Below are 13987 nucleotides of genomic sequence, written 5' to 3' on the forward strand. Positions count from 1 at the left end.
GTCAGTAGAGCAGGGAACGACGGGCGGCCGGCAACGGCCGCCCGTCGTCATTCGTCCCGTCTTTTTTGTTCGCGCTAGACCGCCGGTCCACGGCGAGCGAAGAAGCGCTGCATCTCGCGCTCAGACGGCGGCGCGCCGGTAAATACTTCGGCATACGTAGCAATTCGCATCATGCGCTCGTCCATCGGCTCGGTCGTCTTCATCGACACGTAGCCGAGCTGTGTCAGATACATCGTGCGGGCGCGCACCTGTGCGGCGAGCAGCGCATAGCCGAAGCGCTCGAACATCGCCGTCAACGCGGCAATCCGCTTCGCGTCCGCGTCGGCCAGCTCGGCGGCGATCTCGGGCGCCTGCTGCCCCCAACTGCGGATGGCCGCCTCGTAGCGGTTGTCGAAAATCGCGTCGTCGAACCAGCAGTCGAACACGTTCAGCACGGCTTCCGAAATCGTGTCCGCATAGGCCTGCGTGCGCGCGATCCAGTTGACGGTGTTCTTCGCCTTCCAGCGTTCGAGCAGCGTGGCGAGCAATTCTTCCCGGTCCTTGAAGAACCAGTAGAAGCTCGTCCGCGACGTGTTCAGCTTCTTCGCGAGCGGCAAGATCCGCACGGATTCGATGCCGCTCTCGAGCAGGCTTTCCGTCGCGGCATCCAGCCATGTGTCCGCGGATCCGCGGATGTTCTCGGCTGCAATCGGTTCTTCCATCTGGCAAACGTCCTCCCGGTCAAAATCGTCGATCGGCTGCGCACTGCGCAACCTGCATTGTGCCGCACCGCGCAACGGCAGCGGCCGCAAGGGCTGAACCAGGCCGATAAAGCCGGCCCAGGCCGGAAAGGCTGGCCCAGCCCTTGATACGGGGTTTCCCGAGCTTACTGTACACATCTGTTTTGATATCTTGACACATATGTACAGTGATTCTAACCTGACTTGCGACAGGCATCCACGTCAGGCAGTCACGAATCACGCTTCCGTTCCCATCCAGAGGAATCCCATGTCGACCGACCCGCTGCTGCAGCCTTACACCCTCAAACATCTGACGTTTCGCAATCGCATCATGACAACGTCGCACGAGCCGGCGTATGCCGAAGACGGGATGCCGAAGGCGCGCTACCGCGCGTACCACGTCGAGCGCGCGAAGGCGGGCATCGCGCTGACGATGACGGCCGGCTCCGCGGCGATCTCCAAGGACAGCCCGCCGGTCTTCAACAACATCCTCGCGTACCGCGACGAGGTCGTGCCCTGGATGAAGGATCTCGTCGACGAGTGCCACGAGCACGGCGCGAAGGTGATGATCCAGCTGACGCATCTGGGCCGCCGCACGCGCTGGGACAAAGGCGACTGGCTGCCGGCCGTGTCGCCCTCGCATGCGCGCGAGCCCGCGCACCGCGCGTTTCCGAAGAAGCTCGAGGAGTGGGACCGGGAGCGCATCGTGCGCGACTACGCGGACGCGGCGGAACGGATGAAGGCCGCCGGCCTCGACGGGATCGAACTGGAAGCGTACGGACACCTGATGGATCAGTTCTGGTCGCCGCTCACGAACACGCTCGACGCACCGTACGGCGGCTCGCTCGAAAACCGCATGCGCTTCACGTTCGACGTGCTGCGCGCGATTCGCGAGCGGGTCGGCGAGGCGTTCGTCGTAGGGGTCCGCTATACGGCCGATGAAATGATGGCCGGCGGGATGACGAGGGAAGAGGGGCTCCAGTTGTCGATGGCGATGAAGTCGAGCGGCCTGATCGACTTCCTGAACGTGATCCGCGGTCACCTCGAAACGGATGCGGGCCTGACCGACATCATCCCGATCATGGGCATGCAGAGCGCGCCGCACCTCGATTTTGCGGGCGAGATTCGCAGCGCCACCGACTTTCCGACCTTCCACGCGGCGCGCATCCAGGACGTGCCTACCGCGCGCTACGCGATCGCGTCGGGCAAGGTCGACATGATCGGCATGACGCGCGCGCACATGACCGACCCGCATATCGTGCGCAAGATCATCGAGCGCCGCGAGGACGAGATTCGTCCCTGCGTGGGCGCGAACTATTGTCTGGACCGGATCTACCAGGGGGGCGCCGCGTTCTGCATCCATAACGCGGCCACCGGGCGCGAGACAACGATGCCGCATACGATCGCGCCGGCAACGGCGAAGCGCAAGGTCGTGATCGTCGGCGCCGGTCCGGCCGGTCTCGAGGCGGCGCGCGTCGCCGGGGAGCGCGGGCACGACGTGGTCGTGTTCGAAGCGACCAGTCATCCGGGCGGGCAGGTCCGGCTGACGGCCCAGACGCCGCGCCGCAAGGAGATGCTCGGCATCGTCGACTGGCGCATGGCGCAGTGCGAGCGGCTCGGCGTGCGCTTCGCGTTCAACACGTGGGCCGATGCGTCCATCGTGCTCGACGAGCGTCCCGATGTCGTGATCGTCGCGACGGGCGGCATGCCGGACGTCAACGTGCTGAGCGAGGGCGTCGAGCATGTGGTGTCCGCGTGGGACATCCTCTCCGGCGACGTGAAGCCGGGCCGCAACGTGCTGATCTACGACGACGCGGGCGACCACCCGGCGCTCCAGGCCGCGGAGGCGATCGCGCAGGCGGGTGGCCTGGTCGAGATCATGACGCCCGACCGTTCGTTCGCTCCTGAAGTGATGAGCATGAATCTCGTGCCGTACATGCGCTCGCTGCAGAAGCTCGATGCGAAGTTCACGGTCACCTACCGGCTCGAAGCCGTGCGCCGCGAAGGCGGCGACCTCGTCGCGATCGTCGGCAGCGACTACGGCGGCATCCGCAATGAGCGCCGCTACGACCAGATCGTCGTCAATCACGGCACGATCCCGATGGACGAGCTGTATTTCGCGCTCAAGCCGCAGTCGAGCAACCTCGGCGCCGTCAATTACGACGATCTGATCGACGGCAAGCCGCAGGTCGAGAGCCGCAATCCGGCAGGCCGCTTCCAGCTGTTCCGGATCGGCGACGCAGTGTCCGCGCGCAACACGCACGCTGCGATCTACGACGCGCTGCGGCTCGTCAAGGACCTGTAATGCGCACGCTTGCCGGGGCGTTTGCGGTCCCGGCAAGTCGCGTCGCCATGCAAGGGTAAACATCATTTTTGGCGCATTGACAGTTGGTTCCATACGGGACTAATCTGCATTGCAACAGGCAATGCGGTGCCATGTGTCGCAATGCGTCGAGTCCGCGCTCCACTGCGAGCGCTCACACTCCAGCCTGAAGGAAGCCGCCGTGATCGTTGACACTGCACTCCAAGCCTCCACCATTGCTTCCTCGCCGTCGGGCGAGCCCGCGAACGGCCGTGCTTATCGGCGCGACGCACTGGTGCAGGGCCAGCGCGTCGCGCCCGTCGATCGCGCGCTGCTCGACGCGTACGACGCCATCGATCGCCGCGCGCTGCGTGCGTATCGTGTCGAGAGACTGCGCGAGCAACTGCGCAAGCACGACTACGCCGGCATGCTGCTCGCCGATCCGCTGAACATCCGCTATGCGACCGATACGAACAATCTCGGCCTGTGGGTCATGCATTCGCCGAGCCGTTACGTGTTCATCGCCACCGACGGCCCGCTCGTGCTGTTCGATTTCACGAGCAGCAAGCACAACAGCGAGGGCATCGAGTCGATCGACGAGATCCGTCCGGCGACGCCGTGGATCTACTTTCTCGCCGGTCCGCGTGTGGAAGAGAAAGCCGATGCGTGGGCGCACGAAATCACCGATCTCCTGCGCACGCACGGCGGCGGCAACCTGCGGCTCGCCGTGGACCGCTGCGACCCGTGGGGCGCCGAACGCCTGACGCGGCTCGGCATCTCGTTGTTCGACGCGCAACCGCTGACCGAGCAGGCCCGCCTCATCAAGGGGCCCGAGGAGATCGCGCAGCATCGTGTCTCGATGGGCGTGTGCGACCTCGGCGTCGCGCGCATGCGCGAGGCGCTGCGCCCGGGCATCACCGAGAACCAGCTGTGGAGCGTCTTTCACGAGACCAACATCGCGCACGGCGGCGAGTGGGCGGAGAGCCGGCTGCTCTCGTCGGGGCCGCGCACGAACCCGTGGTTCCAGGACGCGACGAACCGCGTGATCGAAGCAGGGGACATGGTCTGCTTCGACACCGACATGGTGGGGCCGGGCGGCTACCTCTCGGATATTTCGCGCAGCTTCGTCTGCCCGGGGCACGGCGTGTCCGCGAACCAGCGCAACCTGCTCGGCTACGCGGAAGACCAGATTCAGCATAACTTAGGACTGCTGCGCGCAGGCGTCACGTTCAGGGAGTTCGCCGAGCGCTGCTGGCCGGTTCCCGATCGCTATGTGCACAACCGCTACATGATGATGCTGCACGGCGTGGGGCTCGTCGACGAATACCCGAGCGTGGCGTACGCGGTCGATTTCGACGCGTGGGGGTACGACGGCACGTTCGAGGAGAACATGGTCGTGTCGGTCGAGAGCTATATCGGCGAGGAGGGCGGCGCCGAAGGCGTCAAGCTCGAGGAGCAGGTGCTGATCACGCCGACCGGTGCGATTGCGCTTTCGTCCACGCCGTTGATCGCGGACCGGAACGCATAAGCCGGGCGCGCCCCCTTTCTGCCCGCCCCAGTTCGTTACATGACAAGCCGATTGCCCATGATGATGTCGAGCCCCTTGCCTCAGTTGCCTCAGTTGCCCCGGTTGATCGACGCCGATGCGGTGCTGAGCCGCGTGCCGCCCACGCAGATGATCGACGCGCTGGAAGCGGCTCACCGGCGCGCGTGGTCGCCACTCGCGAGATTGCACGCGACGGTGCCGCGCGTGGCGCGCGATGATGCCGAGATGCTGATCTGGCTCGGTGGGGCAAGCGACGGCACGACGGGCACGAAAGTCGTGTCGATCTCGCCGGATAACGGCCGACGTGCGGATGGTTCGGCCGACACCGTGCATTCCGCGGTCCTGCTCAGCGATGCCGAAACTGGCCGGTTCCGCGCGATCATCGTCGGCAATGCCTTCACCCGCTTCAAGACGGCGGCCGATTCCGCGCTTGGTGCGCGCCTGCTCGCGCGACGCGACCCGCGGACGCTGACGATAGTCGGCGCGGGCGCGCAGGCGCAGACGCATCTGCGCGTGATGGCGGCCGAGTTTCCGACGCTGCGGCGCATCGACATCTGGAACCGCAACCCGGAGCGTGCGGCACGGCTCGCCGACGAAGCGGCGGGCGACGCCCCCGGTGCCGACGTGCGCGCGGTCAAGGATCTCGAGCGCAGCGTTCGCGAAGCCGATCTCGTCGTCTGCGTGACGCCTTCGATGTCGCCCGTGATCGATGGCGCGTGGCTGCGCGCCGGCTGCCACGTCGATCTGGTGGGCGGCTACACGCCGGCGATGCGCGAAGCGAACGACGCGGCGCTGCTGCGCTCGCGCATCTACGTCGATCACCGCGCGCTCGTGACCGAGCACTGCGGCGACATTCGCCAGCCGCTCGAAGCGGGCGTGATCGCGGCTACCGACATCGTGGGCGATCTGTTCGACCTTTGCAGCGGCCGCGTCGCGGGCCGGCAGCACGATGCCGACATCACGCTGTTCAAGAACGGCGGTGGCGGGCATCTGGACCTGATGTTCGCCGACTGGCTGAGCCGCCTGGGCGAAGCGCCCGAAGATTGCCGCACGCGGTCCGACCATTGACCCGATGGAGCTGTTCCCGATGAAAGAACCCGGCATCGAGCCCGAAGACAACGACACCGAAGATCGCGACGAGGCAACGGCTGGCGACGCCGTGTTCGACGCGATCGTCACGAACGGCCCGCTGAACGACGCATGGCGGATGACGCTGTGGTCGAACTACTACACGGAGCCGATTTTCGCGGAGATGTTGGAGACGTTCGACGTCAGCCGCGACGAATTCAACGTACTCGCCTGTCTCGCGACCGTGGGTGCGATGACGGCGAAGAAGATCTGCGAGGTGACGGGGCGGCCGAAGAACAGTATCAGCCGCGCCGTGAACCGGCTCGCGGAACGGCGCATGATCCGCCGCAAGACGAACGCGGACGACCGGCGCGAGATCCGGCTCGCGCTGAACGAAAGCGGCAAACGGCTTTACGAGCAGGTGCTGCCCGTCTCGCTCGACCGGCAGACGCTGATGCTGCGCGCGCTCGACGAGGACGAGCGTGCCGCGCTCGATCGCATCCTCAACAAGCTGATGAGCACGCGTCATACGTGGTGAGCGCTCTTGAGCGGCACGCACCCGAGTTGATGCGTGCCGCTCAAGACATGATGAAAAACGATCGCTTGAGCTCAAAATATTGGATGCGTTAAATAGCATCCATAAATTCATATCGTTGTACTTATCAACTGAATTGCGGATCGCCAGGCGTGCATCGACCTGGAGACAAGCCTTGAAAGCCGTCGACGGAGAAGCTCCCATGAACAGCATTGTCCCCCCTCCCTTGCAACCCGAAGCCGGCATGCTGCATACGAGCCGGCCCGGCATGCAACCGATCCTGTGCGTCGAGGGCGTCGGCAAGACGTTCGGCCCGCACCGCGTGCTGCAGGACGTCAGCTTCTCGATGCATGCGGGCGAAGTGATCGCGATCATCGGCCCGAGCGGGTCGGGCAAGAGCACGCTGCTACGCTGCATCAACCAGCTCGAGCCGCCGACCGAAGGCCGCGTCACGATCGGCGACGTGACGATCGAAGCGCACCAGGCGCCCGCGCGCCGCGAGCTCGTGACGTTGCGCCGCCGCATCGGCATGGTGTTCCAGTCGTTCAACCTGTTCCCGCACCTGAGCGTGCTGCGCAACGTCAGCCTCGCGCAGGAGCGCACGATGGGCCGCAGCCGCGCTGAAGCGGACAAGCGTTCGATGGAGTTGCTCGAGCGCGTGGGTCTCGCGAGCAAGGCCGCGCAGTATCCGGTGCGCTGCTCGGGCGGCCAGCAGCAGCGCATTGCGATCGCCCGTGCGCTTGCGCTCGATCCCGAGATCATGCTGTTCGACGAGCCGACCTCGGCGCTCGATCCGGAACTCGGCCTCGAAGTGCTCGCGGTGATGAACGAGCTCGCCGCGTCCGGCATGACGATGATCGTCGTCACGCACGAGATGCATTTCGCGGAGAAAGTGTCCGACCGCGTGATCATCATGGCCGACGGCAGGATCCTCGAATCCGGGCCGAGCGAGGTCGTGATGGGCCGCCCGCGGACCGAGCGCGCCGCGAAATTCCTGAATGCCGTGAGGGACCGCTAAATGATCGACCATCTTTGGGCCATTCTCGCCGGCGTGCCGTGGACGATCGCGCTGACGCTCACGGTCTTCGCCATCGGCGCGGTGCTGGGGTTGCCGCTGTGCGCGATGCGCCGGGCCGCGAATCCGCTTGCGCGCACGATCGCGACGGCCATCGTCGTCGGTTGCCGGTCGGTGCCGCCCATCGTCTGGCTGTTCTTCGTGTTCTTCGGGATCGGCAACGACTTGCTGCCGCTCAGCCCGTTCGCGGCGGCCGCGCTCGGCCTCGGCCTCGTGACCGCGGCCAATCTCTCCGAAGTCTACCGCGGCGCGCTGACCGCGATTCATCCGGGGCAGTACGAGGCGGCGAAGGTGCTGAACCTCACGCGTATCCAGCAGTTTCGCGACGTGATTCTCCCGCAGATGGTGCGCGTCGCGCTGCCGACCGCCGCGACCTACCTGATTGGTCTGCTCAAGGATTCGGCGGTGGCCTCGACGATCGGCGTGGGCGAGATCGCGTTCCAGGCCTATCACGTGTCGCAGGAGACGTTCAGCGGATTCGGCGTCTACGCGGCCGCCGCGCTGCTGTACATCGTTCTCAGTCTCCCGGTCGCGTGGCTGTCGCGCTGGGCCGATCTTCATCTTCGTTCCGGGGTGTCGCGATGAGCGCCATGTTCGATCTCTGGCTATCCTGGCTGCCCGACCTGCTCGGCGGCTACCGTCTGTCGCTCGAAGTCACCGCGCTGAGCATCGGCATCGGCATTCCGCTCGGCCTCGTGCTCGCGCTGTGCGTGTCGATGCAGCAGAAGGCGATACGCGGCGCCGCGCTCGTGTTCGTCGAGATCGGCCGCGGCGCGCCGGCGCTGATCCTGCTGCAGTTCTTCTACTTCGGACTGCCGAATGCGGGGCTGACGCTGTCGTCGTTTCTCTCCGCCGTGGTTGCGCTGGCGTGCTGCACCGGCGCCTACACGAGCGAGATCATCCGTGCGGGCTTCGACGCGGTGCCGTATGGCCAGAAGGAGGCGGCCGCGGTGATCGGACTGAACGCCGTGGATGCGCTGCGCTTCGTGATCGTGCCGCAGGGCTTGCGTGTCGCGCTGCCGGCGCTGCTCGGTTTCTCGATCATGATGCTGCAGGCCACCTCGCTGTGCTTCACGATCGCGCTGCCCGAGCTCGTCAGCCGCGCATCGAGCATCGGTTCGTCGACGTTCGAATACATGCCCGTGCTGCTGCTCGCGGGCCTGATGTTCGCACTGATCTGCGTGCCCGCGACCTTTGCCGTATCGGCGCTCGAGCGCCGTCTGGGACGGCACGCGGTCCGCTGATCCTGTTCCGCCCATTGCGTCATTCGCACATTTCCGCACTTTCAACCTGCCACGCTTTCTTGGGGAGATTCTCATGACATCACCAATGCGCCGCCTTTCGATCGCGCTCGTCGGCCTGTGTCTCACCGGCCTCGGCGCCACCGCCCACGCCCAGGCCTGCAAGCCCGCGCACCAGTTCGAGACGATCCGGCCCGGCACCTTGTCGGTTGCCGTGTGGGATTTCCCGCCGTATTCGATCCCGGCCGGCACGCAGGACATCAAAGGTGTCGATGGCGAGATCGTCAAGCAGATTGCGGCGCGCGAGTGCCTGAAGATCGCGGTCTCGGTCGTCGATCCGGCCGCCGTCGTGCAGTCGGTCGTGTCGCGGCGCGCCGATATCGGCCTCGGCGACTGGTATCGCACGGCCGATCGCGCGAAGGTGCTCGGCCTGAGCGGCCCGATGTATCTCGACCAGATGGCGGTGATCTCGAAGCAGGGCGTCGACACCGTAGGGAGCATCGTCGGCAAGCGGGTCGGGACCGTGCAAGGCTATCTATGGACCGGCGATCTGCAGAAGCTGCTCGGCAGCTCGCTCGTGGTTTATCCGAATCCGGTCGCGATGGCGCAGGACCTGGCCGCCGGCCGCATCGACGCCGGCACCGACAGCTACGCGGTCTCGCAGTACAACCAGACGAAGGGCGGCTATCCGTCGATGAAGATCATGCTCGTGAAGCCGGACCCGCGCGTGCCCGCCACGCTGGAGCCGGGACAGACCGCGCTGCTCTACACGAAAGCGAATGCCGCGCTCGGCACCGCGCTCAGCGCCAATATCGAAGCGCTGCGCCAGTCCGGGGAGATTGGGCGGATCCTCAAGACTTACGGCCTCTCGACGTCGGCCGCGGACGTTGGCGCGCCGCGGATCATTCAGTAACCGGAAGGGATGTGCCTGCGGCCGCCGCGATCCGAGATTCGCGGCGAGGTCGCGCCATCGTCCTTAATCCCGTATTGAACCGACACACGTTACCGAAGCACGTCTCACAGCATTCAAATCAATTAGGATAACAAATGAACAGAAGAATATGGCGATTGTCCCGCTCGATGGCCATCGCGTCGACCTTCGCCGCCTGCTCGGCCGCGGCGCAGGCGCAGTCGAGCGTCACGCTCTATGGTGCGATCGACGAAGGCATCGACTATACGAACAACAGCGGGGGCAAATCGCTGTGGCACATGCAGGACGGCTCTTATGACGGCGTCTATGGAAGCCGGTGGGGGTTGAGGGGGAGCGAGGATCTCGGCGGCGGCCTTGCGGCGGTCTTCAAGCTCGAATCCGGCTTCAGCGCCGTGAACGGGCAGATGCTCCAGGGCAGCCGCCTGTTCGGCCGGCAGGCTTACGTCGGCTTGTCGGACACGCGGCTCGGCACGCTGACGTTCGGCCGCCAGTACGATTCGGTCGTCGACTACCTGCAGCCGTTGACGGCGCCTGGCCAGTTCGGTGGCCCGTTCGTGCATGCGGGCGACATCGACAACACCGACAACTCGTTCCGTGTCGACAACGCGATCAAGTACGCGAGCCCGAACATCGGCGGCCTGACGTTTGGCGGCATGTATTCGTTCACGAACTCGACCGCGCCGGGCCGCGGCACGACCGGCATGTGGAGCATCGGCGCGAGCTACTCGAACGCGTCGGTCAATGTGGCGGCGGCGTATCTGTACGCGAAAAACCCGGCGCTGCTGTTCACGGACGGCGACTTTGTGCCCAACACAACAGGTTCGGCGATCGGCGCGGCCGGCCCGTTCAGCTATGTCGGCAATCCGGAGAACGAACAGGTAGCCGGGATTGGAGCGAGCTATGCATTCGGCCAGGCGACGGTGGGAGCCGACTTCACCGACACGCGCTTCGATCAGGCGAACGGTACGACTTCGACGGTCCGCTTCGACAACTACGAAATCTGGGCCCGCTACGCGCTGACCACCGCCTGGTCGGTGGGCGGCGCGTACACCTACACGCACGGGCATATCGGCTACTCGGACGCCGTGCCGATCTACCATCAGGCCGGCCTCACGACGTCGTACGCGCTCTCGAAGCGCACGTCGATCTATGCGATGGGGGTCTATCAGCGCGCCGGCGGGGCGGCGTCGCAGGCCGCCATTTTCGATGGCGTGGTTGGCGACGCGTCGAGCAACAACCATCAGATCGCGTTGCGGATTGGGATGTATCACCTGTTCTAAACCTTGCGGGGCCCGTGGCAAGCCTGCTGCGTTGCATGGCGACTGCGCGCCCCTGCATTCATATGGGAATGACGATGAGGATTCTGGTTCCAGTCAAGAGAGTGGTCGACTACAACGTGAAGGTCCGCGTGAAGTCGGACAACACGGGCGTCGACATTGCGAACGTGAAGATGTCGATGAATCCGTTCGATGAAATCGCCGTGGAAGAAGCGGTGCGCCTGAAGGAAGCGGGCGTTGCAACCGAAGTGGTCGCCGTGTCGGTCGGCGTCGCGCAGGCGCAGGAAACGCTGCGCACGGCGCTCGCGATTGGCGCGGACCGCGCGATTCTCGTCGAATCGAACGATGGCGTCGAGCCGCTGGCCGTAGCGAAGATCCTGAAGGCGCTGGTCGAGAAGGAGCAGCCGCAACTGGTGATTCTCGGCAAGCAGGCGATCGACGACGACTCGAACCAGACGGGCCAGATGCTGGCCGCGTTGGCGGGTCTGCCGCAAGCCACCTTTGCTTCCAGGGTCACGATTGCAGAAGGCAAGGCCACGGTTGCCCGTGAAATCGACGGCGGCGCGGAAACGCTTTCCTTGAAATTGCCTGCGGTGGTGACCACCGACCTGCGCCTGAACGAGCCGCGCTACGTGACGCTGCCGAACATCATGAAGGCGAAGAAGAAACCGCTGGAAACCGTGAAGCCCGAAGATCTGGGTGTCGATGTGACGCCGCGTCTGAAGACGCTGAAAGTGACGGAGCCGCCGAAGCGCGCGGCCGGCGTGAGGGTGCCGGACGTGAAGACGCTGGTGGAGAAGCTGAAGACCGAAGCCAAGGTGCTGTAAATACAGGAAGACGAACGAAATGACGAATCTGGTGATTGCCGAACACGACAACACGTCGATCAAGGCAGCGACGCTGAACACGGTGGCAGCGGCGCAGAAGATCGGCGGTGAGATTCACGTGCTGGTCGCGGGACATCACGCACAGACTGCCGCCGATGCGGCTGCGAAGATCGCCGGCGTGAGCAAGGTGTTGCTGGCCGACGCGCCGCAATTGGCGGCTGGCCTTGCGGAAAACGTCGAAGCGACTGTGCTGGGCGTTGCGAAGCACTATTCGCACATCCTCGCCCCGGCCACGGCCTATGGCAAGAACATCGCTCCGCGGATTGCGGCGAAGCTGGATGTCGCGCAGATCTCGGATATCACGGCAGTCGATTCCGCCGACACCTTCGAGCGCTCGATCTACGCAGGCAACGCCATTGCAACGGTCCAGTCGGGCGATCCGATCAAGGTGATCACGGTTCGCACGACGGGTTTCGATCCCGTTGCAGCCGTTGGCGGCAGCGCATCGGTCGAGAGCATCGACGCAGCGGCGGACGCGGGCGTGTCGCATTTCGTGAGCCGTGAAGTGACGAAGCTCGACCGCCCCGAACTGACGAGCGCAAAGATCATCGTCTCGGGTGGCCGGGGTCTGGGCAGCGGCGAGAACTATACGAAAGTGCTCGAGCCGCTGGCCGACAAGCTGCAGGCCGCGCTGGGCGCGTCGCGCGCGGCAGTGGATGCAGGCTACGTCCCGAACAACTACCAGGTGGGGCAGACCGGCAAGATCGTCGCGCCGCAACTGTACATTGCGGTGGGCATCTCGGGTGCGATCCAGCACCTGGCGGGCATGAAGGATTCGAAGGTCATCGTGGCGATCAACAAGGACGAGGAAGCGCCGATCTTCAGTGTTGCCGACTTCGGCCTTGTCGACGACCTCTTCACTGCGGTTCCGCAACTGGCCGACAGTCTGGAGTAGTCCGAACGGCAGAAGGCCACGCGCACCGTGAGCGATGACGTTGCAAGGCCATGCTCAAGCATGGCCTTGCCGCGAGATACGAAGCGTCCAGGTCGCTATCGGCGTCCGCTTACGCCACCGTCCCGCGCGCAGGCTTCAGCCATACACCGGAAACCGCTTGGTCAGCTCGGCGACCTGCGCCTTCACGCGCTCGATCGTGGCTGCGTCTTCCGGATTGTCGAGCACGTCGGCAATCAGGTTGCCCACCTGCTCGGCTTCCTTCACGCCGAAGCCACGCGTGGTCATCGCCGGCGAGCCGAGGCGGATGCCGCTCGTCACGAACGGCTTTTCCGGGTCGTTCGGGATCGCGTTCTTGTTCACCGTGATATGCGCGGCGCCCAGCACGGCTTCGGCAGCCTTGCCCGTGATCTTCTTCGCGCGCAGGTCCACCAGCATCACGTGGCTTTCCGTGCGGCCCGAGACGATGCGCAGGCCACGCTTGACCAGCGTTTCAGCCAGCACGCGTGCGTTCTCGACCACGTGCTGCTGGTATTCCTTGAATGCCGGCGAGAGCGCTTCCTTGAACGCCACCGCCTTGCCTGCGATCACGTGCATGAGCGGACCGCCCTGGATGCCCGGGAAGATCGCCGAGTTGATCGGCTTCTCGTATTCGGCCTTCATCAGGATCACGCCACCGCGCGGGCCGCGCAGGCTCTTGTGCGTGGTCGTGGTGACGAAGTCGGCGAACGGCACCGGGTTCGGGTAGACGCCCGCGGCAACGAGGCCCGCGTAGTGCGCCATGTCGACCATGAAATACGCGCCCACGCTCTTCGCGATCTTCGAAAGACGCTCGAAGTCGATGCGCAGCGCGAACGCCGAGGCACCCGCCACGATCAGCTTCGGCTTGTGCTCCTGTGCGAGCTTCTCGGCGGCTTCGTAGTCGATGTCTTCGGCTTCGTTCAGGCCGTAGCTCACGACGTTGAACCACTTGCCCGACATGTTGACGGGCGAGCCGTGCGTGAGGTGGCCGCCGTGCGCGAGGCTCATGCCCATGATGGTGTCGCCCGGCTTGAGCATGGCGAAGAACACACCCTGGTTGGCCTGCGAGCCCGAGTTCGGCTGGACGTTGGCGGCTTCCGCGCCGAACAGTTCCTTCACGCGGTCGATCGCGAGCTGCTCGACGACGTCCACATATTCGCAGCCGCCGTAGTAGCGCTTGCCGGGATAGCCTTCGGCGTACTTGTTGGTGAGCTGCGAACCCTGCGCGGCCATGACCGCCGGGGACGTGTAGTTCTCCGACGCGATGAGCTCGATATGCTCTTCCTGGCGGCGGTTCTCGAGTTCGATCGCCTTGAAGAGTTCGGGATCGACGTTTTCGACGGTCGAGGCGGTTCTATTGAACATGTCTATTCCAGTTGCGGTTTGACGAGACAACAACAGTGTCGGCTTGCGCCCGATCTTTCTCTCAGGTTCCAGCGCATTCTCTGGCGCGCCTTGCTTCGCAGCGCGATGGCCGCGTTGACGTTATTTGA

General features: G+C 64.9%; 13 protein-coding genes. 11 read left to right on the plus strand and 2 right to left on the minus strand.

What is annotated here, in order from left to right; genetic code table 11:
- Positions 1-74 precede the first annotated feature (74 nt).
- The gene (locus tag E1956_RS18945) at positions 75-701 is read right to left on the minus strand and encodes a TetR/AcrR family transcriptional regulator (protein WP_134751887.1); all 627 of its coding nucleotides are present in this window, start codon (positions 699-701) and stop codon (positions 75-77) included.
- Positions 702-987: 286 nt separating this feature from the next.
- On the opposite strand from E1956_RS18945, the gene E1956_RS18950 reads away from it, so the two are divergent.
- From E1956_RS18950 to E1956_RS19000, 11 genes are all read left to right on the plus strand, one after another.
- Positions 988-3024 carry an NADH:flavin oxidoreductase gene (locus tag E1956_RS18950; protein ID WP_134751889.1) on the plus strand — a complete coding sequence of 679 codons (2037 nt, stop codon included), beginning with the start codon at positions 988-990 and terminating at the stop codon, positions 3022-3024.
- 199 nt (positions 3025-3223) lie between these two features.
- Positions 3224-4549, plus strand: coding sequence for a M24 family metallopeptidase (locus E1956_RS18955; protein ID WP_197732899.1), 1326 nt, complete (start codon positions 3224-3226; stop codon positions 4547-4549).
- A 39-nt stretch (positions 4550-4588) separates the two neighbouring features.
- A complete protein-coding gene (locus E1956_RS18960; RefSeq protein ID WP_134751891.1) occupies positions 4589-5635 on the plus strand; it encodes an ornithine cyclodeaminase family protein in 1047 nt (348 codons plus the stop codon).
- 19 nt (positions 5636-5654) lie between these two features.
- Positions 5655-6173 carry a MarR family winged helix-turn-helix transcriptional regulator gene (locus tag E1956_RS18965; RefSeq protein ID WP_167760071.1) on the plus strand — a complete coding sequence of 173 codons (519 nt, stop codon included), beginning with the start codon at positions 5655-5657 and terminating at the stop codon, positions 6171-6173.
- Between the two features lie 241 nt (positions 6174-6414).
- On the plus strand, positions 6415-7188 hold the full coding sequence (locus tag E1956_RS18970) for an amino acid ABC transporter ATP-binding protein (RefSeq protein WP_134754597.1): 774 nt from the start codon (positions 6415-6417) through the stop codon (positions 7186-7188).
- Positions 7189-7830 (plus strand): amino acid ABC transporter permease, encoded by a 642-nt coding sequence (locus E1956_RS18975; RefSeq protein ID WP_134751895.1) that lies wholly within the window; start codon positions 7189-7191, stop codon positions 7828-7830.
- Positions 7827-8489: an amino acid ABC transporter permease gene (locus E1956_RS18980; protein WP_028218750.1), complete on the plus strand. Its 663-nt coding sequence runs from the start codon at positions 7827-7829 to the stop codon at positions 8487-8489. The genes E1956_RS18975 and E1956_RS18980 overlap by 4 nt, the downstream gene beginning before the upstream one ends.
- A 73-nt stretch (positions 8490-8562) precedes the next feature.
- Positions 8563-9399 carry a substrate-binding periplasmic protein gene (locus E1956_RS18985; RefSeq protein ID WP_134751897.1) on the plus strand — a complete coding sequence of 279 codons (837 nt, stop codon included), beginning with the start codon at positions 8563-8565 and terminating at the stop codon, positions 9397-9399.
- 134 nt (positions 9400-9533) lie between these two features.
- On the plus strand, positions 9534-10697 hold the full coding sequence (locus E1956_RS18990; RefSeq protein ID WP_134751899.1) for a porin: 1164 nt from the start codon (positions 9534-9536) through the stop codon (positions 10695-10697).
- Positions 10698-10771: 74 nt separating this feature from the next.
- Positions 10772-11521, plus strand: a complete 750-nt coding sequence (locus E1956_RS18995) for an electron transfer flavoprotein subunit beta/FixA family protein (RefSeq protein WP_134751901.1) — start codon at positions 10772-10774, stop codon at positions 11519-11521.
- 19 nt (positions 11522-11540) lie between these two features.
- Entirely contained in the window at positions 11541-12476 is a 936-nt protein-coding gene (locus E1956_RS19000) for an electron transfer flavoprotein subunit alpha/FixB family protein (protein WP_134751903.1), read from the plus strand.
- Positions 12477-12611: 135 nt separating this feature from the next.
- Here E1956_RS19000 and glyA read toward each other — a convergent pair whose 3' ends face one another.
- Positions 12612-13859, minus strand: a complete 1248-nt coding sequence (glyA, locus tag E1956_RS19005; protein WP_134751905.1) for a serine hydroxymethyltransferase — start codon at positions 13857-13859, stop codon at positions 12612-12614.
- Positions 13860-13987: the final 128 nt, after the last annotated feature.

The organism is Paraburkholderia pallida (assembly GCF_004524855.1).
In the GTDB taxonomy this organism is placed as follows: Bacteria; Pseudomonadota; Gammaproteobacteria; order Burkholderiales; family Burkholderiaceae; genus Paraburkholderia; species Paraburkholderia oxyphila.

Bases quoted from the DNA above. Each gene is read 5' to 3' on its own strand.
- E1956_RS18945 (WP_134751887.1), bottom strand. From the start codon at position 701: ATGGAAGAACCGATTGCAGCCGAGAACATCCGCGGATCCGCGGACACA.
- E1956_RS18950 (WP_134751889.1), top strand. From the start codon at position 988: ATGTCGACCGACCCGCTGCTGCAGCCTTACACCCTCAAACATCTGACG.
- E1956_RS18960 (WP_134751891.1), top strand. From the start codon at position 4,589: ATGACAAGCCGATTGCCCATGATGATGTCGAGCCCCTTGCCTCAGTTG.
- E1956_RS18965 (WP_167760071.1), top strand. From the start codon at position 5,655: ATGAAAGAACCCGGCATCGAGCCCGAAGACAACGACACCGAAGATCGC.
- E1956_RS18970 (WP_134754597.1), top strand. From the start codon at position 6,415: ATGCTGCATACGAGCCGGCCCGGCATGCAACCGATCCTGTGCGTCGAG.
- E1956_RS18975 (WP_134751895.1), top strand. From the start codon at position 7,189: ATGATCGACCATCTTTGGGCCATTCTCGCCGGCGTGCCGTGGACGATC.
- E1956_RS18980 (WP_028218750.1), top strand. From the start codon at position 7,827: ATGAGCGCCATGTTCGATCTCTGGCTATCCTGGCTGCCCGACCTGCTC.
- E1956_RS18985 (WP_134751897.1), top strand. From the start codon at position 8,563: ATGACATCACCAATGCGCCGCCTTTCGATCGCGCTCGTCGGCCTGTGT.
- E1956_RS18990 (WP_134751899.1), top strand. From the start codon at position 9,534: ATGAACAGAAGAATATGGCGATTGTCCCGCTCGATGGCCATCGCGTCG.
- E1956_RS18995 (WP_134751901.1), top strand. From the start codon at position 10,772: ATGAGGATTCTGGTTCCAGTCAAGAGAGTGGTCGACTACAACGTGAAG.
- E1956_RS19000 (WP_134751903.1), top strand. From the start codon at position 11,541: ATGACGAATCTGGTGATTGCCGAACACGACAACACGTCGATCAAGGCA.
- glyA (WP_134751905.1), bottom strand. From the start codon at position 13,859: ATGTTCAATAGAACCGCCTCGACCGTCGAAAACGTCGATCCCGAACTC.